We start from the raw sequence: 24,037 nt of genomic DNA, 5'->3' as shown, positions 1-24,037 counted from the left end.
GAGAATTCATGATGTCCAAGGAACGGATTCTGGCCCTGCTGGCCGGGCTCGGCCTGTGCGCTCACCAGTACATGATCTGGTTCTATGCGCCGGTTGCCCAGTCCGGGCCGGTACAGAAGATTTTCTACATGCATCTGCCGTGCTCATGGTGGGCATTGGTCAGCTTTTTCGTGGTGTTCCTGTCCAGCTGTGGCTACCTGCTGACGCGCAGGGAATCTCTGGACAGGCTGGCTGGTGCCGCTGCCGAAATCGGCGTGCTGCTTGCCACGCTCGCCCTTGCGTCCGGCTCGGTCTGGGCTCGGGCCGAATGGGGCCACTGGTGGCTCTGGGACCCCAAGCTCACTACGGCCCTGATCATGTGGTACGTGTACGCCGGATATCTGGTGTTGCGTAATTCGCCCATGGGCCGCGACAGGCGCGCTCTGGTCTGTGCCGTGCTCGGCATCGTGGCATTTCTGGACGTGCCGCTGGTATTCTACGCGGCCAAACTCTGGGGGAGCGCCCATCCCGACGGCCTTGCGCGGCAGGGCGGGGGCATGGCTCCGAAGATGTGGCACACCGTGTTCACCGGGCTGGTCGCCTTCGGACTGCTCTGGGGCGGCATGCTGCTGACCCGCGTGCGTCAGCTCGGGCATCAGGCCCGTCTGGACGCACTGCTGGCCTGGGACGAGGAATAACGGACCGCTGACAACGGCCCGGCGAGGCTCGCGCGGGACCGACAACCGAAACGAGGACGACATGTCTGCAGAAACGTATCTGTTCATGGCCAACGTGGCTGTCTGGCTCGGCATAGCCGGGTATCTGTGCTTTCTGGGCGGAAAGGCTTCCGGGCTGGAAAAGCGCGTGGCACAACTGGAACTTCTGGGAGACCGCGATGACTGATGGCAAGGCCACGCTGGGCCGCAAGACTGTCCTGCTGATTCTGCTCGGTTCCATTGCCGCGATTTTCGCGGTCAGTTTTCTGTACCGCATGCAGAATCCCAACCTGCAGGTGCATGTCAAGCAGCAGAGCCGCACCCGGGCTCCGGAAGGCATGACCCAGAACATGGCGGGCATGGCGCAGGTCAAGGAACTCATGGCTCGGGTGGAGAAGAACCCGGAAGATGTGGAGGCCCTGACCGAACTGGGCAACATGTTTCTCATGATGCGCGCCTGGGATCGCGCTCTGGAACCGCTGGAAAAGGCCGTGCAGCTCCAGCCGAAGAACGTGAATCTGCTCAAGGGGGTCGGCATCTGCTATTACAACAAGAAGCAGTACGACAAGGCCATGCAGGTTTATGGCGAGATTCTGGAGATCACGCCAGATGATGCACTGGTGTTTTACAATATGGGCGTCATTTCAAAATATGCCCTGTCCAAGCCGGATCAGGCCAAATCGTTTTTCCGGCAAGCTGCTGAATTTGCCGGGCAAAATGAAGAGTTGCGCCTGCATGCCGAGGAAGAGCTGAAAACCTTGGAATCCAAGTAGAAAAGTCAGGAATTTCAACTGCCATCAAAAGTCGAGGAGTATTGACAAGATTTATAAAGTCACTACAATGCTGAGTTTCTGAGGACTGTGCGTCATGGGGAGATGATGCGCGGCCTCGGATGCGGGCGTTGGGGAGAACGCCCGGAGCTTCATACCCGTTGGAAACGTCTTACCCAGGAGAGGTAGCATGAGAGGGAAACTCACGCTGTTCGCGCTCGTTTTCGCGATGGCTTCGCTGTTGCTTGCCGGTTGCGGAGGAGAGCAGAAAGAGGAAAAGAAGACCGAGGCTCCCGCAGCCAAGAAACTGGTTCTCGGCGTTGCGGGCGCGCATTCCGGCGATCTGGCCTCCTACGGCCTGCCCACGGTCAACGCGGCCAAGCTGGTCGCGGCCAAGTTCAACGCTGCTGGCGGCGTGAACGGCATGACCGTGGAAATTGCGGCGCAGGACGACCAGTGCAAGCCCGAACTGGCAACCAATGCGGCCACCAAGATGGTGTCCGACGAGGTGAAGATCGTGCTCGGCCACATCTGCTCCGGCGCGACCAAGGCGGCTCTGCCCATCTATCTCGAGTCCAGGATTGTGTGCATGTCGCCGTCCGCCACCAATCCGCCCCTCACCCAGAGCGGTGAATACCCCAATTTTTTCCGTACCATTGCGCCTGACGATGCCCAGGCTCGTCTTGAAGTGGATTTTGCAAGGAAGCTTGGTCTGACCAAGGTTGCGGTGATCCATGACAAGGGCGACTATGGCAAGGGCTTTGCTTCGTTTTGCAAGGACTTCGCGGATCAGGAGCCCGGCATGGAAGTGGTGCTGTTCGAAGGCGTGACTCCGGGGGCGGTGGATTATTCCGCCGTGGTCCAGAAGATCAAGAATTCCGGCGCGGAAGGCGTGATCTTCGGTGGCTATCATCCCGAGGCCTCCAAGATCGTTTCCGGCATGCGCAAGAAGGGGCTGGAGATTCCGTTCATGTCCGACGACGGCGTGAAGGACGAGACCTTCATCAAGGTGGCGGGCAAGTACGCCGAGGGCGTGTACGCCACCGGCCCCCGCGACTTCTCGGCCAATGCCCTGTACAAGGAAGCCGTGGAGGCGCACAGGAAGGAATTCGGCACCGATCCCGGTCCGTTCTTTCCGGAAGCCTATTCCGCTGCCATCGCCTTGCTCAAGGCCGTGGAAAACGCCAAGTCCATGGCGTATGACGATCTGATCGAAGCCCTGCATTCCAACTACGTGGAGACCGCCGTGGGCAAGATCAAGTTCGACGGCAGGGGCGATGCCGAGGGTGTCGGCTTCTCCGTCTATCAGGTGCAGAACGGCCAGTATGTCGAAATCAAGTAGCAACCGCTGAAAATTCGCAGAAAATACAGGGGACGGGCTTTTGCCTGTCCCCTGGTAGTATCTAGCGTACAGGAAACGTGACTGATGGATTATTTCCTTGAATTGTTTTTCGGCGGATTGACCCGGGGCAGCATCTACGCCCTGATCGCGCTCGGGTACACCATGGTGTACGGCATCATCGAGCTGATCAATTTCGCGCATGGCGAAATCTACATGATCGGCGCGTTTACCGGGCTGATCGTGGCGGGCGTGCTGACCCATCTCGGGTTCCCGGAAGGCTCCATGCTGGTGATCGCCCTGACGTGCGCGGTCATCTGGTCCGCGGCCTACGGGTTCACCATCGAAAAGATCGCCTACAAGCCCTTGCGCGGTGCACAGCGCCTTTCGCCGCTCATCTCCGCCATCGGCATGTCCATTTTTCTTCAGAACTACGTGATGCTCGCCCAGACCTCGGATTTCCTGCCCTTTCCGGAACTGCTGCCCAGGTTTGCGTTTCTGGACAGGTTCTCCGGCGTGCTCGGTTCGTCCGAGCTGGTCATCATCGCCATGACCGCACTGGTCTGCGTGGGACTGTCCCTGTTCATCAAGTACACCAAGATAGGCAAGGCCATGCGCGCCACGGCCCAGAACCGGAAGATGGCCATGCTGGTGGGCATCAACGTGGACATGGTCATTTCCGCCACGTTCGTGATCGGTTCCAGCCTGGCAGCCGTGGGCGGGGTGCTCATTGCCTCGCACATCGGCCAGATCAACTACTTCATCGGCTTCATTGCCGGCATCAAGGCGTTTACCGCGGCCGTGCTGGGTGGCATCGGGTCCATACCCGGAGCCATGCTCGGCGGCCTGATTCTCGGATGGACCGAGGCATTCGCCACGGGCTATGTGTCCTCGGACTACGAGGACGTGTTCGCCTTCTGTCTGCTGGTGCTGATTCTGATTTTTCGTCCGTCCGGCCTCATGGGCAAGGAAAAGACGCAGAAGGTGTAACCCGGCCGCAAGACGGATTTCGTCTTGGGAGCGCAATCGCAACAAGGTAAGTCGACGTGAGCAACACAATGAATGCCAACGGTCGAAACAACGGCTTTCCGGGCTTCTTCCTCACTGCCGGGTGCTCCGGCTTTCCCGAGGCCCTGAAAAAGTCGCTGATCGCGGCCGTGTGGTTCGTATTTCTGACTTTTCCCATCATGGTGATCCGCGTGAACACCATCGAGGATACCGTGGACTGGCGGTGGATGAACATGGTCTACGTGGCCGTGGCCGTGTTCTTCGGTTCCTTTGTCTGGCGCTGGCTGTTGGCCCGCAAGGAGTTGAAGAAGGACGAGACCAGAGAGGAAAACCGGGTCGAGGCGCTCATGACGCGCATTGCCTCGGACAAGCGGCTCAAGCTCATTGCCGTGGCAGTGATGGCCTGCATGGTCGCGGCCTTTCCCATGGTCTTCAACCTGTATCAGACCAACATCATGATTTCCTGTCTGACCTACATCATGCTCGGGTTGGGGTTGAATATCGTGGTCGGGCTGGCCGGTCTGCTGGATCTGGGCTACGTGGCCTTCTACGCGGTGGGCGCATATGCCTACGCCCTGCTGAACATGCACTGGGACATCGGATTCTGGGCCGTGCTGCCTCTGGGCGCGGTTCTGGGAGCCGTGACCGGCATCATCCTCGGCTTTCCCGTGCTTCGTCTTCGTGGCGACTATCTGGCCATCGTCACTCTGGGATTCGGCGAAATCATTCGCCTCGTGCTGGAGAACTGGGGCGACGTAACGCAGGGGCCGTCCGGCATTTCCGGCATCGACAGGCCCACTCTGTTCGGCGTGAAGCTGGGCGTGATCGATTCCACCATGTACATGTACTACATCATGGCCGGGCTGGTGGTTCTGACCATCTTTGCGGTGAACCGGCTCCAGAATTCGCGCATCGGCAGGGCATGGCTGGCCCTGCGCGAGGACGAGATAGCCTGTCAGGCCATGGGCATCGACAAGACGAAGACCAAGCTCATGGCCTTTGCACTGGGCGCGACATGGGCAGGCATGGCCGGGGTCGTGTTCGCGGCCAAGACCACGTTCATCAATCCGGCCAGCTTCACCTTCTGGGAATCGGCCATCATCCTGTCCGTGGTGGTCATCGGCGGCATGGGCTCCATCCGGGGCGTGATCGCCGGAGCCATCATCCTGATTCTGGTGCCCGAGTATCTGCGCGATTTTGCGGAGTTCCGCATGCTGCTGTTCGGCTCCATCATGGTGCTGGTCATGGTTTTCCGTCCGCAGGGACTCATCAGCGCCAAGCGCAAGGTCTACAAGTACGAACCAGCGAACACTGCGAGTGCAGGCAATGAGCAATAATTCCGTCCTGAAAGTCAGCGACATGAGCATGGACTTCGGGGGCATCCGCGCCCTTGACGAAGTGGACTTCCACATCGCCAAGGGAGAAATCGTGGCCCTGATCGGGCCCAACGGTGCGGGCAAGACCACCTTCTTCAACTGCATCACCGGCATCTACACCCCCACCCACGGCGATGTCGTGGTCAATGCCGGATCGTCCGGGAAACCCAAACGCATCAATGGCATCAAGCCCAACAAGGTCACGGAATTGGGCATGGCTCGCACGTTTCAGAACATCCGACTGTTTCCGTCCATGACCGCGCTGGAGAATGTCATGATCGGCACCCATTGCCGGACGAAGAGTTCGGTCTGGGGAGCGGTTTCCCGCAACAGGGTCACTCGCGAAGAGGAAAGGGCGGTGGTTGCCAGAAGCTATGAGCTGCTCGAGCTTGTCGGGCTGGACAAATACGTGAACGAATTGTCCAGCAACCTTCCCTACGGCAAGCAGCGCAGGCTGGAGATCGCCAGAGCTCTGGCCACGGACCCGTTCCTGCTGCTTCTGGACGAACCCGCCGCAGGCATGAATCCGCAGGAAACGCTTGATCTGGAAAGGCTCATTGTCCGCATTCGGGACAAGTTCGACATCTCCATTCTGCTCATCGAGCACGACATGAAGATGGTCATGAGCATGTCCGACCGCATCTACGTGCTGGACTACGGCCGGATGATCGCGGACGGAACGCCGTCGGAAGTGGGGTCCAACCCGGACGTCATCAAGGCTTATCTCGGGGAGGACGACGATGACTAGGATGCTGGAACTGAAAAACGTCAACAGCTTCTACGGCAACATTCAGGCCCTGTACGACGTGAGCCTGCACATCGACCACGGCGAGATCATCACTCTGATCGGTGCCAACGGCGCAGGCAAGTCCACCACGCTCATGACCATCTGCGGCGTGGTGCAGGCCCGGTCCGGCGAGGTGGTCTATCAGGACGAGTCGCTGGTGGGGCAGCCGCCGAATCGGATCGTGTCCAGGGGCGTGTGTCAGGTGCCGGAGGGGCGGCTCATCTTTCCGGAACTCACGGTGCAGGAGAATCTGGACATGGGCGCGTTCATGCGGAAGGACAAGGAAAACATCAAACGCGATTTCGAGTATTGCTTTGATTTGTTTCCCATTCTTGCCCGCAGACGCAGGCAGCAGGGCGGAACTCTGTCCGGAGGGGGAGCAACAAATGCTTGCCATTGCACGGGCACTTATGGCAAAGCCTCGCCTACTGCTTCTGGACGAGCCTTCAATGGGGCTGGCCCCGTTGGTGGTCAAACAGATATTCGAGATAATCCAGAAAGTGAATCAAGAGCACAACACGACCATTTTCCTTGTGGAACAGAACGCCAACCTGGCCCTGAAGATCGGGGACAGGGGCTATGTCATGGAAAACGGGAGGATCGTGCTCAGCGACACCTGTCGAAAGCTGCTCGCCAACGAGCAGGTCAAAAAGGCCTATCTGGGCCTATAGAAGAGACAACCGCGGCCGGGCCTTGAGCCCGGCCGCAAACATATTGGGAGGAAAACCATGACAAAGATTCTGGATAAGGCCCTGACTTTTGATGACGTATTGCTCCTCCCCGCGTATTCGGAAGTGCTTCCCGACTCGGTGGACGTTACCACCCAGCTGACTCCCTCCATCAAGCTGAACATCCCTCTGATCTCTGCTGCAATGGACACGGTGACCGAAGCGCGGATGGCCATTTCCATGGCTCGTCACGGCGGCGCGGGCGTTATTCACAAGAACATGAGCGTGCGCGAACAGGCCCGCGAGATCGACCGGGTAAAGAAATCCGAATCCGGCATGATCAGCGATCCCATCACCGTGCATCCGGACGACACCATTGCCAAGGTCAAGTCCATCATGACCGAGTATCGCATTTCCGGTCTTCCGGTCGTGCGAGGCGAACTGCTGGCAGGCATCATCACCAACCGCGACATCCGTTTCGTCACCGATGACGACACTCCGGTCTCCGAGGTCATGACCAGCCGCGATCTGGTGACCGTGCCGGAAAAGATTTCCAAGGACGACGCCAAGAAGTACCTGCACCGCCACCGCATTGAAAAGCTGCTCGTGGTGGACGACGAGAACCGGTTGCGCGGCCTGATCACCATCAAGGACATCGACAAGGTCAAGAAGTACCCCAACGCCGTGAAGGACGACAAGGGCCGCCTGCTCGTGGGCGCTGCCATCGGCGTGGGCGCGGATTGCCTGAGTCGCGCCGAGGCCCAGCTTCGTGCCGGTGCCGACTTCCTGGTTCTGGATTCGGCCCACGGCCACTCCCGCAACATCCTCAAGTCCGTGGCCGATCTGCGCGAGGCCTTCCCGGACTGCCAGCTCGTGGGCGGCAATGTCGCCACCTACGAGGGGGCCAAGGCTCTGCTCGAAGCGGGCGTGGACACCGTGAAGGTGGGCATCGGTCCCGGCTCCATCTGCACCACCCGCGTGGTGGCCGGTGTCGGCGTGCCCCAGATCACGGCCGTGATGGAAGCCGCCCGTGCTGCTCGCGAGGCGGACAAGTGCATCATCGCGGACGGCGGCATCAAGTTCTCCGGCGACATTGTCAAGGCGCTGGCCGTTGGCGCGAATTCCTGCATGATGGGTTCCCTGTTTGCGGGCACCGAGGAAAGCCCGGGCGAAACCATCCTGTACCAGGGCCGCACCTACAAGCAGTACCGCGGCATGGGCTCCATCGACGCCATGAAAAAGGGCAGCTCGGACCGCTACTTTCAGGAAAAGTCCAAGAAGCTGGTGCCCGAGGGCATCGTGGGCCGGGTCCCATATCGCGGCGTTGTGGGCGAATCCATCTATCAGCTCATCGGCGGTCTGCGTTCCGGCATGGGCTACACCGGATGCGCCTCCATCGAGGAACTTCAGGAAAAGGCCCAGATGGTCCAGATTTCCAGTGCCGGACTTCGTGAATCCCACGTCCACGACGTGAGCATCACCAAGGAGTCCCCGAACTACCGGATCGACGGCGCGTAAGCCTCTTCGTCCGGTCCGGGCCGTGGGTTTCCGCTTTTCATTTGCCCGGTTGTGACATATGTAGTGGGTCTGGTTCCTGTGTGGACCAGACCCGATTCATGCTTTATCCAGGGGAATCCGTCGAGAGATGCGGCGCCGCTTTCTCGGCAGGGGATTGCCCCTCAACCAGGAAACAGGTTTTATGCAAGCAAGCGACAAGGTTCTTATCCTGGATTTCGGTTCACAGTTCACCCAGCTCATTGCGCGGCGAATCCGCGAGGCCGGAATCTACTGCGAAATCCATCCGTGCAACGTGGACCCCGAGCGGGTCAAGGCTTTCAACCCGCAGGCCCTGGTCCTGTCGGGCGGTCCCTCCAGCGTGCTGGATGCCGATTCCCCGAAGCTGAACCCCGTCTACCTTGAAATGGGCCTGCCCGTGCTCGGCATCTGCTACGGCATGCAGCTTCTGGCCCACAATCTGGGCGGCAATGTCGTGGCTTCCGCGGACCGCGAATACGGTCGCGCCCAGTTCACGGCCATGAACGACTGCCCGTTGTTCGAAGGCATCGAGGAAGCTGATGACCTGACCGTCTGGATGTCCCATGGCGATCGCGTTCAGGCCATCCCCGAGGGCTTCGAGGTCATGGGCAGGACCGATTCCATCGAGTTCGCGGCCATGGGCGATCGGGAACGCCACATCTATGCGCTCCAATTCCATCCCGAAGTGGCCCACACCACGGACGGCAACGTCATTATCCAGAATTTTCTGTTCAAGGTGGCCGGGCTCAAGCCCTCCTGGTCCATGGCGTCCTTTGTGGACAATTGCATCGAGGACCTGAAGAAGCAGGTGGGTGACGCCAAGGTCGTGCTCGGCCTGTCCGGCGGCATCGATTCCACCGTGGCCGCCGTGCTGCTGCACAAGGCCATCGGCAAGAATCTGCACTGCATCTTCGTGGACAACGGCCTGCTTCGCCTTGGCGAACGGGACGAGGTCATCGGTTTTCTCGAGGAACATTTCGACCTCAACGTCAAGTGCGTGGACGCTTCCGAGGAATTCCTCGGCAAGCTCGCAGGCGTGACCGATCCCGAAAAGAAGCGCAAGATCATCGGCTACACCTTCATCGAGGTGTTCGACCGCGAGGCCAAGGCCATCGACGGCGTGAAGTTTCTGGGGCAGGGCACCCTGTACCCGGACGTGATCGAGTCCGAGTCCTTCAAGGGCCCCTCGGCCGTGATCAAGAGCCACCACAATGTGGGCGGCCTGCCCGAGAAGATGAATCTGAAGCTGGTGGAGCCGCTCCGCGAGCTGTTCAAGGACGAAGTGCGCCGCGCCGCCTATGAACTCGGCCTGCCCGAGCACATCATCTGGCGGCATCCCTTCCCGGGCCCCGGCCTTTCGATCCGCGTGATCGGCGAGGTGACCGAGGAACGGCTGTCCATCCTGCGCGTGGCCGACAAGGTCGTGCAGAACGAGCTCATGGCTTCCGACTGGTACCGCAAGGTCTGGCAGGGATTTGCCGTGCTGCTGCCCCTCAAGACCGTGGGCGTGATGGGCGACGATCGTACCTATGAAAACGTCATTGCCCTGCGCATCGTGGATTCGCTGGATGCCATGACTGCGGACTGGAGCCGCCTGCCCTCGGAACTGCTGGCCCGGATTTCCAACCGGATCATCAATGAGGTCAAGGGCGTGAACCGAGTTGTCCTCGACATCTCCTCCAAGCCGCCGAGCACGATTGAGTGGGAGTAACCAAGACCCAACCCCGAAGGTGAGATTATGTTTGGAATTGGCGGACCGGAACTGCTGATAATCGTTGTCGTGGCCCTCATCGTGATCGGTCCCAAGAAATTGCCGGAAATGATGAAGGGGCTGGGCAAGGGCATTGCCGAATTCAAGCGCGTGGGCAACGACGTCAAGAGCACGCTGGATGTGGAAATCCAGCAGGCCGAAGACGATGCCCGCAAGCGTGAGGCCGAAGCCGAGCTGGCGCGCCGCAAGGCTGAGCAGGCCAAGGCCGAAGCCGAAATGGAAAAGGCCAAGGCCGAACTGGCTCAGGCTGAAGTGGACAAGGCCAAGGCGGCGGCGACCGTGGACAAGGCCGGAGACGGCAAGGAGTCCGCATGACCCTGGACAAGGACGGCATCAAGGCCGAGGACACCCCGGAAAACGAAACCGGGGCGGAACTGTCGGCTGATGATCCCTCTCTTGACGACAACGAAGACGGCGATTCCGCGAACAGGGGGCTGACTCTGTCGCCCGCCAAATCCGCGGATTCCTCTTCGGAAGACGACGAAAACCCCGCTGGCCACGGAGATTCCGCGGCCGGCGGGGATTCTCCTGTTTCCGACTCCGACGATTCCGGCGAAGAGGACGACCTTGAAGACGAGGATCAGGAGGACGAGGAGGAAGAGAGCGGGCAGATGAGTCTTCTGGCGCATCTTTCCGAACTGCGTACCCGTCTGGTCCGGTGCGTGATTGCCGTTGGACTGGGCATGCTCGCCTGCTATCCGCTGGCCGAAAGGATGTTCGACCTGCTCATGGAGCCCATGAAGGTCGTGCTTCGCAAGGTGGCCGAGTCGCACACCGTGTTTCCGGCGGATTTCTTCATCGAGCTTCGCCGCTCTTTGGGCATGGTGCTTCAGGGTACGGATTTCAAGTACCCGGACAAGCTCGATCTGTTTGTTCAGGCGCTTCAGGATTCCATGTCCACCATCATGGTGGGCGGCCATTTTCAGTACACCTATCCGGCCGAGGCATTCTTTTCGCACATCAAGGTTGCTGTGGTGGCCGGACTGTTTCTGGTCAGCCCGTACCTGTTCGCCCAGATATGGGGGTTCATCGCTCCGGGATTGTACGATCACGAGCGCAAATGGGTCGTGCCCATGGCCATGGTTTCCGCGCTGTTCTTCACGGCCGGAGCCCTGTTCGGCTATTTCATCGTGTTTCCGTTCGGTTTCGATTTCTTTGCCAGTTTCGCCACCACGGAAATCGCGTTCACGCCGAAGCTGAACGAGTACCTGAGTTTCTGTCTCAAGCTGCTTTTCGCGTTCGGTGTCGTGTTCGAACTGCCGTTGTTCATCTTTTTTCTGGCGCGGCTGGGAATCGTTTCCTCCAAGGGACTGCGCAAGAAGCGCAAGTACGCGATTCTCGTTTCCTTCATCGTGTCGGCCATTCTGACGCCGCCCGATCCGTTCACGCAGACCCTCATGGCCGGTCCGCTCATCATCCTGTATGAACTGGGCGTGTGGGTAGCGTATTTCTTCGGCAAGAAGGAAGATCGGAAATTGAAAAAGAAGATCAAGGAAGAACCGGAGCAGGAATCGGAATCCGACGAGGATTCCGGGGAAGCCGAGACTTCCGAGTCCCGATAGGGCATATTGGCCGGGCAGGGCGCGAGCGCGCTTTGCCCGGTTTTCTTTTCTAGAGTTTTCCTATACAGTCCTCCGAAAAAAAGGAGTGCGGCCGTGACCAAGCGTGCATCAGCGGTGGAACGCGCCACCAAGGAAACCAGCATCAGGCTCAGGCTTTCGCTGGACGGCGAGGGCAGTGCGACCATCTCCACAGGCGTGGGGTTTGCCGACCACATGCTGACGCTCATGGCCTTCTGGGGCGGATTCGATCTGGAAGTCGAATGCCGGGGCGATCTGGAAATCGACAGCCATCACACCCTTGAAGACCTCGGCCTCTGTCTGGGGCAGGCTTTCAGCGAAGCTCTTGGTGACAGAAAGGGCATCGTGCGCACCGCGTTCACCAAGGTGCCCATGGACGAGGCGCTGGCCGAAGTCGTGGTGGACCTGTCCGGCAGGCCGTATCTGGTCTATGACGACGAACTCCTGCCTGCGATCATTGCGGGCGATGAAAAGGACGTCTGGCGCGAATTCTTCAAGTCCGTGGCTTTTCGAGCGGGCATGAATCTGCATATCAAATACGAGTACGGCCGCAACGGCCATCACCTTCTGGAAGCCGCTTTCAAGGCGCTCGGCATTGCCCTTGGGCAGGCCGTGCGCATTGGACGCAAAGGTGTTTCAAGCACAAAAGGGAGTCTTGACTGATGCAGCGAATCGTTTCGGTTTTTCTGCTCACGGCCTTTGGCCTGTTCCTGATCCTCGGTGCCGGATGTGCACCCAAGCAGCAGGCTGCGGTGCCTCGGCCGGACGGCAAGCTGGCTGTGGTCGGCTTTTCCAACCCGGTTTACAACTGGCAGCTTCTTGCCGGGTATCTCGAGGAGGAGGGCAAGCCGGTTCCGGATGGTGTTCTGCAATCTCTGGACATTGTCCTGCGTGAAACCCTTCAGCGTCACAGCGTGTTCGATTACGTCACGCCCCCGGCTGTCGAGCCGTGCGAGGACGTGGTTGTTTTCGAGGAGGCCGGGCTGCCCAAGGTTTCGGCCTGGAAATACTGGCTCGGCGTGGCCAAGTGCATTCCCTGCGATGTGCTGCTCGTGCCTCAGGTCACCCATTGGGTGGAGCGCGAAGGCAGTGGTGCCGGAGTTGTTCGCCCTGCCTCGGTGACCATGGAATTCTATCTCATCGACGTGAAGAACGAGCGCATGCAGCGGGTTCGGTACGAGGAAACCCAGCAGGCTCTGCTGGACAACCTGTTCTCCGCTCGCAAGTTTGCTGACCGCGGCGGCAAGTGGGTGACTGCCATGCGCATTGCCTCGGATGGCATAGAGGAAAAGCTCATGGAACTTGGATTATGATTCTTTTTCCCGCTGTAGATATCAAGGACGGCCAATGCGTGCGTCTGGCTCAGGGCAGGGAGGATCAGGTCACGGTCTTTGCCGCCAACCCGGTCGAACAGGCCCGCAAATGGGCGGACATGGGCGCTCGTTTTCTGCATGTGGTCGATCTGGATGGCGCGTTTTCCGGGTTGCCCCGAAATTTCGAGCTGATTCGTCGCATTTGTGCCGAGATCGACATTCCGGTGCAGCTTGGTGGCGGCATTCGTGACATCGAGACCGCGCGCAACTATGTCAAGGCTGGCGTGGAACGGCTGATCATCGGCACCATGGCCTTGGAACAACCCGAACTGTTTTCCGAATTGTGCCGCGCCTTGCCCGGCAGGATTGGCGTATCTCTGGACGCAGTGGACGGCAGACTCAAGACCAAGGGCTGGGTCGAGGATTCCGGGCAGATGATCGATGACGTGTTGCCCCGGCTGGAAAAGGATGATGTCCGGTTCATCGTGTACACGGACATTTCCCGGGACGGGATGCAGACCGGCGTGAATTTGGAGGCTCTTGAGCGGCTCTGTTCCCTGACGTCCATCCCGGTCATTGCTGCTGGTGGCGTGCATACGCTGGATGACATCAGGAATCTCCATCCGCTTTGTGCCAAGGGCCTTGAAGGCGCGATTTCCGGGCGGGCCATTTATGTCGGCACGCTGGATGTGCGCGAAGCCAACGAGTGGATTGACGGGCAAGCGTAGCTGTTTTTGTTTTTTCGATTTGAAGGAAGCCCTTTCCCTTGCGGGAAAGGGTTTTTTTTGTTGGGGGTGGGGCAGTTTGGCCACCCGTGCCGGGCGAAGCAATTCGCCGTATACTGCGCGCCAGCTTGTTCAGTGAAGATTTCGCCCTTCTCGGGCGACATCCTTTTATTCCAAGGCGGATAAAAGGATGCAAAAGCCGCCTTTTGGGATCGCCCCGGCCGTGCGCGTTTCCAAGTTGATCAAGGCTATTCTGCCGTGCGTTTGCCGCAGGAACGGAGGCCTTGACCAAAGGGAAACGGTGGAAGGTTGGTTGGGCCGGGGGAGCTCGTCACGCCCGGAACAGTGTTCCTTACACAGATCGGATTCCTGCCCGAGGGAGTCGGGAGCACAGTGCAAAGAGGCTTTTTTTTCGTTTATTTTTTTGCCTCAACAAAAAAATGAACTCGCCCGGGAAGGGCGAAATCCTCCCCTAGCAGGATGGCACGGCAAAGACGGCGCGGCTACGCGCCCTGAAGAGGTGGGGCCGTGCCAGCTTGGTTACCCGTGCCGGGCGAAGCAATTCGCCGGACACGCCTTACCAGCTTTTAAGGGGATGTTTCGCCTCCCCCGGCGACCTACTTTTGTTTCAAGGCGAACAAAAGTAGGCAAAAAACGCCTTTTATCGACCGCCCCAGCCGTGCGCGTTTCCTACTTGATCAAGGCTGGTCTACTGTGCGTCCGCCACAGGGACGGATGCCTTGATCAAAGGGAAACGGTGGAAGGTTGGTTGGGCCGGGGGAGCTTGGTAGGGGCGGGGCGACCTCTCACATCAGGAACACTGTTCCTTACTCAGATCGGATTTCGGCTCGCGAGGGCTTGGAACCAGTCGAGGCGACCGAAGCCGGGGCGATGCGGTTTCCGGAGGAAACGTCGCAATCGCCCGGCGAAAGGGCGCTACTGGTTCCTGCCCGAGGGAGTCGGGAGCACAGTGCAAAGGGGCTTTTTTTTCGTTTATTTTTTTGCCCCAACAAAAAAATGAACTCGCCCGGGAAGGGCGAAACCCTCACCTTGCAGGATGGCACGGCAAAGACGGCGCGGCTACGCGCCCTGAAGAGGTGGGGCCGTGCCAGCTTGGTTACCCGTGCCGGGCGAAGCAATTCGCCGTATACTGCGCGCCAGCTTGTTCAGTGAAGATTTCGCCCTTCTCGGGCGACATCCTTTTATTCCAAGGCGGATAAAAGGATGCAAAAGCCGCCTTTTGGGATCGCCCCGGCCGTGCGCGTTTCCTACTTGATCAAGGCTGTTCTGCCGTGCGTTTGCCACAGGAACGGATGTCTTGATCAAAGGGAAACGGTGGAAAGTTGGTTGGGCCGGGGGAGCTTGGTAGGGGCGGGGCGACCTCTCACATCAGGAACACTGTTCCTTACCCAGATCGGATTTCGGCTCGCGAGGGCTTGGAACCAGTCGAGGCGACCGAAGCCGGGGCGATGCGGTTTCCGGAGGAAACGTCGCAATCGCCCGGCGAAAGGGCGCTACTGGTTCCTGCCCGAGGGAGTCGGGAGCACAGTGCAAAGGGGCTTTTTTTTCGTTTATTTTTTTGCCCCAACAAAAAAATGAACTCGCCCGGGAAGGGCGAAACCCTCACCTTGCCGGATGGCACGGCAAAGACGGCGCGGCTACGCGCCCTGAAGAGGTGGGGCTGTGCCAACTTGGCGGGCTGTGCCGGGCGAAGCAATTCGCCGTATACTGCGCACCAACTTGATAAGGGAAGATTTCGCCCTTCTCGGGCGACCTCCTTTTACTCCAAGGTGGATAAAAGAATGCAAAAGCCGCCTTTGGGGATCGCCCCGGCCGTGCGCGTTTCCAAGTTGATCAAGGCTATTCTGCCGTGCGTTTGCCGCAGGAACGGATGCCTTGATCAAAGGGAAACGGTGGGAGGTTGGGTAGGCCGGGGGGACTTGCCATGCCTTGAAGAATCAAGGCTACCTTTCCTCGCCCCATGGAGTTTTTTCCTCCACGCGGATGTATTTCTGAAACACGTAGATGAAACTGACCAGTGCGTTGATGAATCCGGCCTTGCCGTCGAGGAGGCCGAGTTTGAGCAGATAGGTTTTGACGAATCGGGCCGAGGCATGGAGCAGGGCACGCAGCAGGCCGCCCTTGCGACCCTTGCGGCGCAGGTCTTCGGCACCGACCTGCGCGTATCGGTTGATGCGGGCCATGTGGTCGTGGAAGCTGACATAGGGCAGGTGCAGGATGTCCCCGGACAGAAGCCGGGTTTCGCCCTTCGGGGTGAAGCGGTAGTGTGGCCCGTTGGCGGAAAGTTCCATTCTGTCGGGTCGGAATACGCGCAGGAGCCGGTCCGGATACCAGCCGCTGTGCTTCATGAATCTGTCGTGATACCAGGAACTGCGCGAGACCCAGTATCCGGCGAGCGGTTCATCCTTTTCCAGTGCGGCCATGACATCGGCCCTGAGTTCCGGGGAAAGCCATTCGTCCTGATCCAGCGAGACGATCCACGGCGTGGTGATGTGGGAAAAGGCGAATCGGAATTGCTTGAGAGGGCCGTCCCACGGGTTGACGATTACCCGTGCGCCGCAGGCTTCGGCTATTTCCCGCGTGCGGTCCGTGCTTTGGGAATCCACCACCAGCAGTTCGTCGCAGAAATCCAGCGAACGCAGGCATTTTTCCAGCAGGCGTTCGCCGTTGTATGTCAAAATCAGTCCGGTCGTCTTTTTCGTCATGAGTTCTCCCTTGTCGGAGGCGCATCCTAGCGTTTTCAGGCCTCGCGGTCCACGGGTATGGTGCGCCTCGATAATAACGGGATGGCGGAATCCTTCCCGCTGACATATGGAAAAGGTATGCGCGGAAAAATCTTCGCTCTGTTTTTCGTCTGCATCATGGTGTGCAGTGCGGAGCCCGTTTCGGGACGTGGGCCGCTCGTGATTGCCTCCCTCAAGGGAGATCCGTTCGGTGGCGAGGTGAAGTACGTGCTGCGCCGGGCCTATGCCCGTCTGAACATGGATGTCCGGTTCGAGGACATGCCTTTGGCGCGGTCGCTCATGGAAAGCAGTTCCGGCTTCGTGGATGGGGAATTGTGCCGTATGGAAGGATTGGAAAAGCAATACCCGACGCTTGTCTGCGTGCCTGTGCCAGTGCATCGAGTGGAGATGCTCGCCGTGTCGGTCAAGGGCGGGATTCGGATTTCGGACTGGGATTCGCTGAAGGGAATGCGTGTGGCCCGAAGGAATGTGCTGGTGGTCATGCGGAATCTTCCGGCTTCAGTGGAACAGGTTGTCATAGAACGATATGAGCATGGAGCGTCCATGCTTGAAGAGGGGCGCGTCGACGTACTCGTTGCACCGCGTTCCCTTGTGCGCAGCCTTGCGTGGCTGGAGCGCGGTTTTCAGGTTCATGAACCGCCTTTGGTTTCCATTCCCCTGTTTCATTATCTGCACAGGAAGCATGAAGCCCTTGTTCCCGTGCTGGGCCGGGTGCTTCGGGACATGGAACGGGAAGGATTGCTGTAAGGGATGCGGGATGATCGAAAGGAACAGCCCCCGGCTTTCGGGCCGGGGGCTGTTTGCGTCTATCGGGGAAGAGGAGCGGCCTAGAGGTCGTCCAGCGGCGTTTCGTCGTTGCAGTCCTTGCAGGGCAGGATCAGGTTCAGGACAACGCCGATCACGCCGGCAAGGCCGATGCCCGTGAGCTTGACCGAAGCCATCTCGAAGCTCATGCCGCCGATGCCGAACACGAGGATGATGGCCACGATGGCGAGGTTGCGGGGCAGCATGAGGTCGTGGCCCGCACGCACCAGCGTGTTGATGCCGATGACCGTGATGGCGCCGAAGAGCAGCACCATGATGCCGCCCATGACCGGAACCGGGATGGTGGACAGGAAGGCGCCGAGTTTGCCCACGAAGGCCAGAACAATGGCGGCGATGGCTGCCCAGGTCATGATGGCCGGGTTGAACACGCGGGTCAGGGCCACGGCGCCGGACACTTCGGAATAGGTGGTGTTCGGCGGGCCGCCGAGCAGGGAGGCCAGAGTGGTGGCAAGACCGTCGCCGAGCATGGTGTTTTTGATGCCCGGGTCCTTGAGGTAGTCCTTGCCCGTGATGCCGCTGATGGCAAGCACGTCGCCGAAGTGCTCGATGGCCGGGGCAATGGCGACCGGAACGATGAAGGCCACGGCCTCCCATTTCCATTCGGGCAGGGTGAAGTTGGGTACGGCCAGCACTGCGGCATCACGCACGGGCTGGAAGTTGACAAGGGCGGGAGCGGTCCAGTTCTGGAGCGCGCCCGGATCGAACGCGGCCTGTGCCGCAGCGGTGTACCCGGTCAGGTCCAGACCGAGGGAGGTCAGGTAGCCCGCAGTGATGCCGCTGAGAATCGGCACCAGACGAAACCATCCCTTGCCCAGCAGGGAAACCATGATCGTGGTGATCAGGGAAACCGAGGCCACGATCAGGGCCGGGGTCTCGGGCACGAGCCATGCGCTGCCGTCACCCGTGCGTCCCAGAGCCATGTGCACGGCGGTGGGGGCCAGAATCAGGCCGATGACCATGATGACCGGGCCGGTCACCACGGGCGGCAGGATGCGGCGCACGATGTCCACGCCGAAAAAGCGGATCAGAAAGCTCAGCACGACATAGAAGACGCCAGCCGCGGCAAGACCGCACATGGTGGCCGGGATGCCCCAGGTCTGCACGCCGTGGATGATGGGCGCGATGAAGGCGAAGGACGATGCCAGAAAGATGGGCACGCGTCCCCGGGTTACCACCTGAAACAGCAGCGTGCCTGCTCCGGCAGTGAACAGGGCCACGTTCGGGTCAAGGCCGGTAAGCAGGGGCACCAGCACCAGTGCGCCGAACGCCACGAAAAGCATCTGGGCGCCGAGCAGGCCGTCCTTGAGTCGGAAGTTGTACACGGTCGGGTCGATTTTGTTCATCGGGTCGGGTCCTCCTCTCCTGAAAATGATGAAATGGGTCTCTACCTAAAAAAAGGGACAAGCCCTTGAGCTTGTCCCTATTTGGTGCCGAAAATCTTGTCTCCGGCATCCCCGAGTCCGGGGATGATGTAGCCGACGTCATTGAGACGTTCATCAACTGCCGCACAGTATATGTCCACGTCCGGGTGGGCCTTCTGGATACGTTCCACGCCCTCGGGCGCGGCAACCAGAAACAGGCCGCGAATGGACTGGCAGCCAGCATCCTTGAGGAGCTGGATGGTCGCTTCCAGAGTGCCGCCGGTGGCGAGCATCGGGTCCAGAATGATGGCCATGCGCTTGTTGATGTTCTTGGCGAGCTTGACGTAGTACTGCACCGGCTGGAGGGTTTCCTCATCGCGGTAGAAGCCCACGACGGACACCTTGGCGCCGGGAATCATGTCATATACGCCGTCGATCATGCCGAGACCGGCGCGGAGAATGGGAACCACCGTGACTTTCTTGCCCTTGATGTTGTCCACTTCCACCGGTCCGGCCCAACCCTCGATGGTGACCTTTTCGGTTTCGAAATCCTTGGTCGCCTCGTAGGTGAGCAGGCGGGTAATTTCATTGGCCAGCTGCCGAAAGCGGCTGGTGCTGATGTCATGCTTTCTTAAAATGCCGATCTTATGTCGGATGAGCGGGTGGTCAACCACGTGCAATGCCACAGGTTTTCCTCCTCCTTGGCTATGATTTCCGGATTGTTTTCATGAAAAGTTTCAATTGCGCAAAACTTCGTCCTTATAGTCTTCAGCCATTTTCAGGTCAAGAGACATTTTTGTAAAAGACGACAACTTTTTCGATCCTCGTTTACTTTCCAATGATTCGAGGTATATCCTCATGCCATGAATCAGGATAATGCAACCACGACATGGGAAAGGACTGCGCAGGCTTCGGACCGGGGAATGCGGCTCGATGCGTTCTGGGGACGGGAGCTTGCGGGCGAAGGCATTTCCCGGGGCAGAGTCAGGGGCTGGATCGAGGAAGGATGTGTCCTTGTGGACGGCCGGGCCGTGACCAAGGCCAGTCTCAAGCTCAAGGGCGGCGAGCAGCTCCGGCTGGTCGGACCTGAAGGCGTGTCGTCCGGGGGGGGGCCCGTACCCGATCCTGTCGATCTCGACGTAATTCACGAGGATGCACACATGGCCGTGGTGCACAAACCGGCCGGGGTGACCACGCATCCCGCGCCGAGCGAATCCGGATCGACGCTGGTTCACCGGCTTCTGCACCGCTGGCCCGACATGGCCGGGCACGTGTCCGGCATGGAGGAGCAGCGACCCGGCATCGTGCATCGATTGGACAAGGATACGTCCGGCCTCATTGCCGTGGCACGGACCGAGGCGGATCGTCTGGCGCTTTCCTCGGCCTTTGCCCGGCGCGAGGTGTGCAAGGTGTATCTGGCCGTTGTGCACGGCGTTCCCGAATCGGAATCCGGCCTGATCGATGCTCCGTTGGGCAGGCATCCGTCCCGCAAGACCTGCATGGCCGTGCTGACCAAGGGCGGCAGGGACGCGCGCAGCGCCTATCGTGTGGTCTGGACGGATTCGCGTTCCCGGGCAAGTCTGGTTGCGGTACGCATCTTCACGGGCCGTACCCATCAGATTCGCGTGCACATGGCCCACATCGGGCATCCTCTGGTGGGTGATGTCTTATATGGATCGCGCGAACACAAGGAGTGGGTCGCTCGTGGTGGCGCACTGGCTGGGCTGGCTCCGCGCCAGATGCTGCATGCCTTCTACCTTGCCCTGAACCATCCGGCTTCGAACGAGCCTTTGGAATTCTGGCGCGAGCCGCCCGAGGACTTTCAGGCGCTTTTGCGCGGCTTGAATGCGGGGTGCCTGCGCATCGGCCTGACCGGAATGCCCGGATGCGGCAAGTCCACGGTACTGGGAATGCTGCGGGACATGGGGTTGCCCGTGTTCAGCGCGGATGCGGCCGTGGGGGAATTGTACGAGGCGGGCTGCGACGGCGCGGTCATGGTGCAACAGCGGTTCGGAGGACGTTTTTCCCGGGATGACGGGAGCGTGGACAAGCCGGCCCTGTTTCAGACCATGCTGGAATCCGATGCCTTTCGACGGGAAATCATGGACATGGTTCATCCGATGGTGCGTCATGCCTGCATGGAGTTCTTTGCAGAAAATCGGGATCGGAAATTGGCGGTTGCGGAGGTGCCTCTGCTGGTGGAAGCCGGGTGGCATCGGGAAGACATGGTGGATTTGTGCGCCTATGTGGACTGTCCTGACGAGCGGCGGCATTCCATCATGCGCGAGTCGCGCGGACTTGCCCCGGAAACGCTGGCCGCGTTCGATTCCTGGCAATGGCCTGCGGAACGGAAGCGTGAAGCGTGCGACGTGATCGTGCCGAACCGGGGAACTCTGGACGAATTGCGCGTTGGAGTCGAACAACTGGTGACCCGAGCCCGGGAACTGATCCGGGAACGCGAGGCCGGATTTCGTGACAGGCTGGCCGCGTTGTGGCCGGAGTTGGCCCGGCAGATCCGGGAAATGGAGGACAGTGCATGATTCCGATCCGGGACAATGTGCCGCGTGTGCATATGCCGATCATGGTCATCGGCATCATCGCGCTCAATGTTCTGGGTTTTCTGTACGAGCAGAGCCTCGGCCCGCGCGCCGTGGTGCAACTCTTTCATCTGTTCGGCGTTGTTCCGGCCCGATTCTTCGAGCCGGAATGGGCGGCATGGGCCGGGTATCCGCACACTCTTGGCTGGCCGCTGTTCACCTACATGTTTCTGCACAGCGGTTGGCTGCATCTGCTGCTGAACATGTGGATGCTCTGGATTTTCGGGGACAATATCGAGGATGTGACCGGTCACGGCGGATTCGTGGTCTTCTATCTGCTGTGCGGACTGGCTGCCGTGGCTTTGCACATGCTGTCCGACACCGGTTCGGCCATTCCGATCGTGGGCGCGTCCGGTGCCGTGGCCGGAGTCATGGGCGCCTATGTGGTGCTGTATCCCCATGGCAATGTGCTGACGCTGGTGCCTCTGTTCTTCCTGCCCCTGCTGCTGCGCATTCCGGCTCTGGTGTTTCTGGGCGTGTGGTTCCTGACCCAGATCGTGTCCGGGCTGCTTCCCGATGGCGACGGTGCCGCAAGCGTGGCCTGGTGGGCGCACATCGGCGGATTCGTTGCCGGAATCCTGCTGATCCAGATATTTCGCCGCAGAGGGCACTGCTACTTCTGCTACAATCCGGATTCCCGGGATTACGATCAGGATTCCCCGGTTCAGTGATTCTGCCCGAGCCGTCTTGCAATGCCGAGCTGTTCCACGAGTTCGGCAACCGGAGGCGGCACCTTGTCCTTCCATGCGTTCCCTTGACGGATGGCCTGCCGGATTGCGCGGCCCGAAATGCCCTTTTCGTGCGGAGCTTTTTTCCACAAGATGCAGGTGGTCAGGCCCAGCCGTTCAAGGCGGGCCTTTTTTTGCGCGTCCCCAGTCGTCATATATGGTGAGGTAATAGACCGCGTCCTTCGGGGCATAGTGGATCAGCAGATCGGGCCGGGAGATGGGCAGAGGAGTGACGCTGAAGTCCGTCAGCGGAATTCCGGCCCGGACCAGAGCGGCCCGGACCATGCGGCTGCGTTCGTAATAGGTGCAGGGATTGTTCAGGGGATCGGACCGGGCCGGGTCCGTGGTTTCGTTTCCGGATAGAATCGGGTCCGGATTGGTCACGCCCACGAGGAGGTGGCGGCAGCGTTTCTTTCCGGCGAGGAGATAGGTGAGGTGGTCGTTGTGCAGAATCTGGAATCGTCCGTGAATCACGCCCAATTCGTGCATTCGGCCTCCTTGGAGAATCGGTCGGCCGCGCCGAAGGTCCGGCGCGACCGACCGTGGTTAGCGGGTCGTCATTTGATGACGAAGGGTTGATAGTCGCCGGGCCAGCTGTCCTGATTCTGCGGGCAGTCCCGGATGCCCTGAAGCCGCGCGCGGTCAAGGCCGTTGAGCATCATGCCCATGATCTCGGTGCCGCGCAGTCCGCCGAGGGAGCCGGAGCAGACCGAAACTTCGTTGAATTCGGTCACGTTGTCCCGGCGTACGCCGTCGCCGATGAACATGCACGGCACGGGCTCGCCCGAGTGGACCATGTAGCCCTGACTGGGGGTGGAGTGGTCCGCCGTGACCACCACGAGCATGTCGTCGGTCAGGAAGTTTTCGATGGTCTCGGCCAACCCCTTGTCAATGGCCGCGATGGCCTTGCGCTTGGAGTCCGGGTTCTTGGTGTGGGCCGCCTTGTCCGGCGCATCCATGTGCAGATGCACGAAATCGTGGGTTTGCAGGGCTTCTTCCGCCAGCAGCATGCGTTTCTTGATGTCGCGCGCATGGTCGCCGGTGTTGACGGCATGGATCGCGTCCAGACCGAGATATTTGGCAATGCCCTTGTACACGACGCCATTGGAAATGGACGCGCCGTGCAGACCGAAGCGGTCCGTGAACTGGCGCGGGGTCTTGAGCCTGCCTGCGCGCTGCGTCACGATGCCGTTGAAGGGCGGCAGCTTCTGGCGTTTGCGCAGGGCGGCCTGCGGATGCTTTTCCAGTTCCTTGTGCGCCCAGGTCAGATATTCGGTCAGGGCTGCTGCCGTGCGGATGGTCGCGGGATCGTTTTCATGGCCTTCCAGCGGCACGATCTCGGAAATGAATCGTCCGTCGATCATGGGGTTGGAATCCGTGACGTACGGGGAGACGTCGCCCTGAAGCGTGAGCACGCCGAACAGCCGGTTGCTTTTCTGGAATCTGATCTTCACTCCCTGGGTTTCGTATTCGCCCACGGCCTCGTAAAGCTCGTTGGCCTCTTCGATCGTGGCGCAACTTCGGTCGTATTTGAGGATGAGTCTGCCGTCCAGATCCTTGAGCAGGTGGGTGAAGTGGGCGAGAATGGCCACGTCGTTCGGCGCAAGGTCGATGTCCGAACCCAGAGCCTCCAGAGGACCGCGTCCCGGGAAATCGGTCATCTCGTAACCGAAAAGGGCAAAGTGCGCGTTTTCACTGGGCAGGGCCTCGCCATAGCGCGAGGCATGGAACAGCCCGGTGCCTGCCCGGGCCGCAAGGGAGTCCAGACACGGAGTCTCCGCGGCCTGAAGCGGGGTTTGATGGTCGTAGCTGGCATAGGAACGGTCTCCAAGACCGTCCAGCAGTATGAGAAGGCATTTATCCGGCAAGGGTATGCTCCTTGAAAGGTTGTATCGAAAGAAACTATGTTTCGAATTGACTCGGGTCGTGTATCCAGATGCTAGCAAGGTGCGCCTCCTCGGGCAACCAGGAACCTTGCAGGGAGAAAAATTTATGATCATCGATCTGCATGTCCATTCCACAGTGTCGGAATGCAGCGTCATGGATATCGGGGAAATTCTCGGCAATGCGCGTGGCGCGGGGCTGGACGGAGTGTGCATCACGGATCACGAATCCATGCGCGCGGCCGGCATGGTGCGTCCGGGATTGCAGGATGACGGCCTGCTCGTGCTGATCGGCGTGGAATGCCACACC

23 protein-coding genes and 2 pseudogenes are annotated in these 24,037 nt (G+C 59.9%); 19 read left to right on the top strand and 6 right to left on the bottom strand.

The features are described from left to right. Positions 1 to 11 precede the first annotated feature (11 nt). From MPN23_RS07930 to hisA, 15 genes and pseudogenes are all read left to right on the top strand, one after another. Positions 12 to 677 (top strand): cytochrome c biogenesis protein, encoded by a 666-nt coding sequence (locus MPN23_RS07930; protein WP_243547366.1) that lies wholly within the window; start codon positions 12 to 14, stop codon positions 675 to 677. A 61-nt stretch (positions 678 to 738) separates the two neighbouring features. Then, positions 739 to 882, top strand: coding sequence for a CcmD family protein (locus MPN23_RS07925; RefSeq protein ID WP_243547157.1), 144 nt, complete (start codon positions 739 to 741; stop codon positions 880 to 882). Then, positions 875 to 1,468, top strand: a complete 594-nt coding sequence (locus MPN23_RS07920) for a tetratricopeptide repeat protein (protein WP_243547156.1) — start codon at positions 875 to 877, stop codon at positions 1,466 to 1,468. The genes MPN23_RS07925 and MPN23_RS07920 overlap by 8 nt, the downstream gene beginning before the upstream one ends. A gap of 187 nt (positions 1,469 to 1,655) precedes the next feature. Continuing rightward, the gene (locus tag MPN23_RS07915; protein ID WP_243547155.1) at positions 1,656 to 2,807 is read left to right on the top strand and encodes a branched-chain amino acid ABC transporter substrate-binding protein; all 1,152 of its coding nucleotides are present in this window, start codon (positions 1,656 to 1,658) and stop codon (positions 2,805 to 2,807) included. Between the two features lie 84 nt (positions 2,808 to 2,891). Further along, the gene (locus MPN23_RS07910) at positions 2,892 to 3,794 is read left to right on the top strand and encodes a branched-chain amino acid ABC transporter permease (protein ID WP_243547154.1); all 903 of its coding nucleotides are present in this window, start codon (positions 2,892 to 2,894) and stop codon (positions 3,792 to 3,794) included. Between the two features lie 56 nt (positions 3,795 to 3,850). After that, a complete protein-coding gene (gene livM / locus MPN23_RS07905) occupies positions 3,851 to 5,149 on the top strand; it encodes a high-affinity branched-chain amino acid ABC transporter permease LivM (protein ID WP_243547153.1) in 1,299 nt (432 codons plus the stop codon). Continuing rightward, positions 5,139 to 5,936 carry an ABC transporter ATP-binding protein gene (locus MPN23_RS07900; protein ID WP_243547152.1) on the top strand — a complete coding sequence of 266 codons (798 nt, stop codon included), beginning with the start codon at positions 5,139 to 5,141 and terminating at the stop codon, positions 5,934 to 5,936. Before livM ends, MPN23_RS07900 begins: the two co-directional genes overlap by 11 nt. Position 5,937: 1 nt before the next feature. Further along, positions 5,938 to 6,646, top strand: a pseudogene (locus MPN23_RS07895) (ABC transporter ATP-binding protein). A 57-nt stretch (positions 6,647 to 6,703) separates the two neighbouring features. Then, a complete protein-coding gene (gene guaB, locus MPN23_RS07890) occupies positions 6,704 to 8,161 on the top strand; it encodes an IMP dehydrogenase (protein ID WP_243547151.1) in 1,458 nt (485 codons plus the stop codon). 181 nt (positions 8,162 to 8,342) lie between these two features. Then, complete coding sequence (gene guaA, locus MPN23_RS07885; RefSeq protein WP_243547150.1) at positions 8,343 to 9,890, top strand: glutamine-hydrolyzing GMP synthase; 1,548 nt, start codon at positions 8,343 to 8,345, stop codon at positions 9,888 to 9,890. Positions 9,891 to 9,917: 27 nt separating this feature from the next. Then, positions 9,918 to 10,265, top strand: coding sequence for a Sec-independent protein translocase protein TatB (gene tatB / locus MPN23_RS07880; protein WP_243547149.1), 348 nt, complete (start codon positions 9,918 to 9,920; stop codon positions 10,263 to 10,265). Next, positions 10,262 to 11,512 carry a twin-arginine translocase subunit TatC gene (tatC, locus tag MPN23_RS07875; RefSeq protein ID WP_243547148.1) on the top strand — a complete coding sequence of 417 codons (1,251 nt, stop codon included), beginning with the start codon at positions 10,262 to 10,264 and terminating at the stop codon, positions 11,510 to 11,512. The genes tatB and tatC overlap by 4 nt, the downstream gene beginning before the upstream one ends. Positions 11,513 to 11,605: 93 nt before the next feature. Beyond that, complete coding sequence (gene hisB / locus MPN23_RS07870) at positions 11,606 to 12,193, top strand: imidazoleglycerol-phosphate dehydratase HisB (protein ID WP_243547147.1); 588 nt, start codon at positions 11,606 to 11,608, stop codon at positions 12,191 to 12,193. After that, complete coding sequence (locus tag MPN23_RS07865) at positions 12,193 to 12,843, top strand: hypothetical protein (protein ID WP_243547146.1); 651 nt, start codon at positions 12,193 to 12,195, stop codon at positions 12,841 to 12,843. The genes hisB and MPN23_RS07865 overlap by 1 nt, the downstream gene beginning before the upstream one ends. After that, on the top strand, positions 12,840 to 13,571 hold the full coding sequence (gene hisA, locus MPN23_RS07860) for a 1-(5-phosphoribosyl)-5-[(5-phosphoribosylamino)methylideneamino]imidazole-4-carboxamide isomerase (protein ID WP_243547145.1): 732 nt from the start codon (positions 12,840 to 12,842) through the stop codon (positions 13,569 to 13,571). The genes MPN23_RS07865 and hisA overlap by 4 nt, the downstream gene beginning before the upstream one ends. Positions 13,572 to 15,532: 1,961 nt before the next feature. On the opposite strand, the gene MPN23_RS07855 is transcribed toward hisA, so the two are convergent. Next, a complete protein-coding gene (locus MPN23_RS07855; protein WP_243547144.1) occupies positions 15,533 to 16,294 on the bottom strand; it encodes a glycosyltransferase family 2 protein in 762 nt (253 codons plus the stop codon). A 117-nt stretch (positions 16,295 to 16,411) separates the two neighbouring features. On the opposite strand from MPN23_RS07855, the gene MPN23_RS07850 reads away from it, so the two are divergent. Beyond that, on the top strand, positions 16,412 to 17,080 hold the full coding sequence (locus MPN23_RS07850; protein ID WP_243547143.1) for a hypothetical protein: 669 nt from the start codon (positions 16,412 to 16,414) through the stop codon (positions 17,078 to 17,080). 80 nt (positions 17,081 to 17,160) lie between these two features. Here MPN23_RS07850 and MPN23_RS07845 read toward each other — a convergent pair whose 3' ends face one another. After that, positions 17,161 to 18,501: a uracil-xanthine permease family protein gene (locus MPN23_RS07845; protein WP_243547142.1), complete on the bottom strand. Its 1,341-nt coding sequence runs from the start codon at positions 18,499 to 18,501 to the stop codon at positions 17,161 to 17,163. 77 nt (positions 18,502 to 18,578) lie between these two features. Further along, on the bottom strand, positions 18,579 to 19,205 hold the full coding sequence (gene upp / locus MPN23_RS07840) for a uracil phosphoribosyltransferase (RefSeq protein ID WP_243547141.1): 627 nt from the start codon (positions 19,203 to 19,205) through the stop codon (positions 18,579 to 18,581). A gap of 177 nt (positions 19,206 to 19,382) precedes the next feature. On the opposite strand from upp, the gene coaE reads away from it, so the two are divergent. Together coaE and MPN23_RS07830 are read left to right on the top strand one after the other, a co-directional pair. Beyond that, positions 19,383 to 21,059, top strand: coding sequence for a dephospho-CoA kinase (gene coaE / locus MPN23_RS07835; RefSeq protein ID WP_243547140.1), 1,677 nt, complete (start codon positions 19,383 to 19,385; stop codon positions 21,057 to 21,059). Further along, positions 21,056 to 21,787: a rhomboid family intramembrane serine protease gene (locus MPN23_RS07830; RefSeq protein WP_243547139.1), complete on the top strand. Its 732-nt coding sequence runs from the start codon at positions 21,056 to 21,058 to the stop codon at positions 21,785 to 21,787. Before coaE ends, MPN23_RS07830 begins: the two co-directional genes overlap by 4 nt. Here the strand turns inward: MPN23_RS07830 and MPN23_RS07825 are convergent. The 3 genes from MPN23_RS07825 to MPN23_RS07815 all read right to left on the bottom strand — a co-directional run bounded on the left by MPN23_RS07825 (position 21,781) and on the right by MPN23_RS07815 (position 23,712). Continuing rightward, the gene (locus MPN23_RS07825) at positions 21,781 to 21,936 is read right to left on the bottom strand and encodes a nucleotidyl transferase family protein (protein ID WP_243547138.1); all 156 of its coding nucleotides are present in this window, start codon (positions 21,934 to 21,936) and stop codon (positions 21,781 to 21,783) included. The two genes, MPN23_RS07830 and MPN23_RS07825, sit on opposite strands and share 7 nt — an antisense overlap. A gap of 25 nt (positions 21,937 to 21,961) precedes the next feature. Further along, positions 21,962 to 22,333 (bottom strand): nucleotidyl transferase family protein, encoded by a 372-nt coding sequence (locus MPN23_RS07820; protein ID WP_243547137.1) that lies wholly within the window; start codon positions 22,331 to 22,333, stop codon positions 21,962 to 21,964. Between the two features lie 68 nt (positions 22,334 to 22,401). Beyond that, a complete protein-coding gene (locus MPN23_RS07815; RefSeq protein WP_243547136.1) occupies positions 22,402 to 23,712 on the bottom strand; it encodes a BPG-independent phosphoglycerate mutase family protein in 1,311 nt (436 codons plus the stop codon). Here MPN23_RS07815 and MPN23_RS17205 point away from each other — a divergent pair. Then, positions 23,690 to 23,974, top strand: a pseudogene (locus tag MPN23_RS17205) (PHP domain-containing protein); the annotation flags it as partial. The gene MPN23_RS07815 and the pseudogene MPN23_RS17205 sit on opposite strands and share 23 nt — an antisense overlap. Positions 23,975 to 24,037 lie beyond the last annotated feature (63 nt).

Source organism: Pseudodesulfovibrio tunisiensis (assembly GCF_022809775.1).
GTDB classification, from domain to species: Bacteria; Desulfobacterota; Desulfovibrionia; order Desulfovibrionales; family Desulfovibrionaceae; genus Pseudodesulfovibrio; species Pseudodesulfovibrio tunisiensis.
Note: the sequence above shows the minus strand (reverse complement) of the source record. Positions and strands in the feature narration are given on the sequence as shown.

Bases quoted from the DNA above. Each gene is read 5' to 3' on its own strand.
- MPN23_RS07820 (WP_243547137.1), bottom strand. From the start codon at position 22,333: ATGCACGAATTGGGCGTGATTCACGGACGATTCCAGATTCTGCACAAC.
- guaB (WP_243547151.1), top strand. From the start codon at position 6,704: ATGACAAAGATTCTGGATAAGGCCCTGACTTTTGATGACGTATTGCTC.
- MPN23_RS07910 (WP_243547154.1), top strand. From the start codon at position 2,892: ATGGATTATTTCCTTGAATTGTTTTTCGGCGGATTGACCCGGGGCAGC.
- coaE (WP_243547140.1), top strand. From the start codon at position 19,383: ATGAATCAGGATAATGCAACCACGACATGGGAAAGGACTGCGCAGGCT.
- MPN23_RS07900 (WP_243547152.1), top strand. From the start codon at position 5,139: ATGAGCAATAATTCCGTCCTGAAAGTCAGCGACATGAGCATGGACTTC.
- MPN23_RS07830 (WP_243547139.1), top strand. From the start codon at position 21,056: ATGATTCCGATCCGGGACAATGTGCCGCGTGTGCATATGCCGATCATG.
- tatC (WP_243547148.1), top strand. From the start codon at position 10,262: ATGACCCTGGACAAGGACGGCATCAAGGCCGAGGACACCCCGGAAAAC.
- hisA (WP_243547145.1), top strand. From the start codon at position 12,840: ATGATTCTTTTTCCCGCTGTAGATATCAAGGACGGCCAATGCGTGCGT.
- guaA (WP_243547150.1), top strand. From the start codon at position 8,343: ATGCAAGCAAGCGACAAGGTTCTTATCCTGGATTTCGGTTCACAGTTC.
- MPN23_RS07925 (WP_243547157.1), top strand. From the start codon at position 739: ATGTCTGCAGAAACGTATCTGTTCATGGCCAACGTGGCTGTCTGGCTC.
- MPN23_RS07855 (WP_243547144.1), bottom strand. From the start codon at position 16,294: ATGACGAAAAAGACGACCGGACTGATTTTGACATACAACGGCGAACGC.
- MPN23_RS07915 (WP_243547155.1), top strand. From the start codon at position 1,656: ATGAGAGGGAAACTCACGCTGTTCGCGCTCGTTTTCGCGATGGCTTCG.
- MPN23_RS07930 (WP_243547366.1), top strand. From the start codon at position 12: ATGTCCAAGGAACGGATTCTGGCCCTGCTGGCCGGGCTCGGCCTGTGC.
- MPN23_RS07850 (WP_243547143.1), top strand. From the start codon at position 16,412: ATGCGCGGAAAAATCTTCGCTCTGTTTTTCGTCTGCATCATGGTGTGC.
- MPN23_RS07865 (WP_243547146.1), top strand. From the start codon at position 12,193: ATGCAGCGAATCGTTTCGGTTTTTCTGCTCACGGCCTTTGGCCTGTTC.
- MPN23_RS07845 (WP_243547142.1), bottom strand. From the start codon at position 18,501: ATGAACAAAATCGACCCGACCGTGTACAACTTCCGACTCAAGGACGGC.
- tatB (WP_243547149.1), top strand. From the start codon at position 9,918: ATGTTTGGAATTGGCGGACCGGAACTGCTGATAATCGTTGTCGTGGCC.
- MPN23_RS07920 (WP_243547156.1), top strand. From the start codon at position 875: ATGACTGATGGCAAGGCCACGCTGGGCCGCAAGACTGTCCTGCTGATT.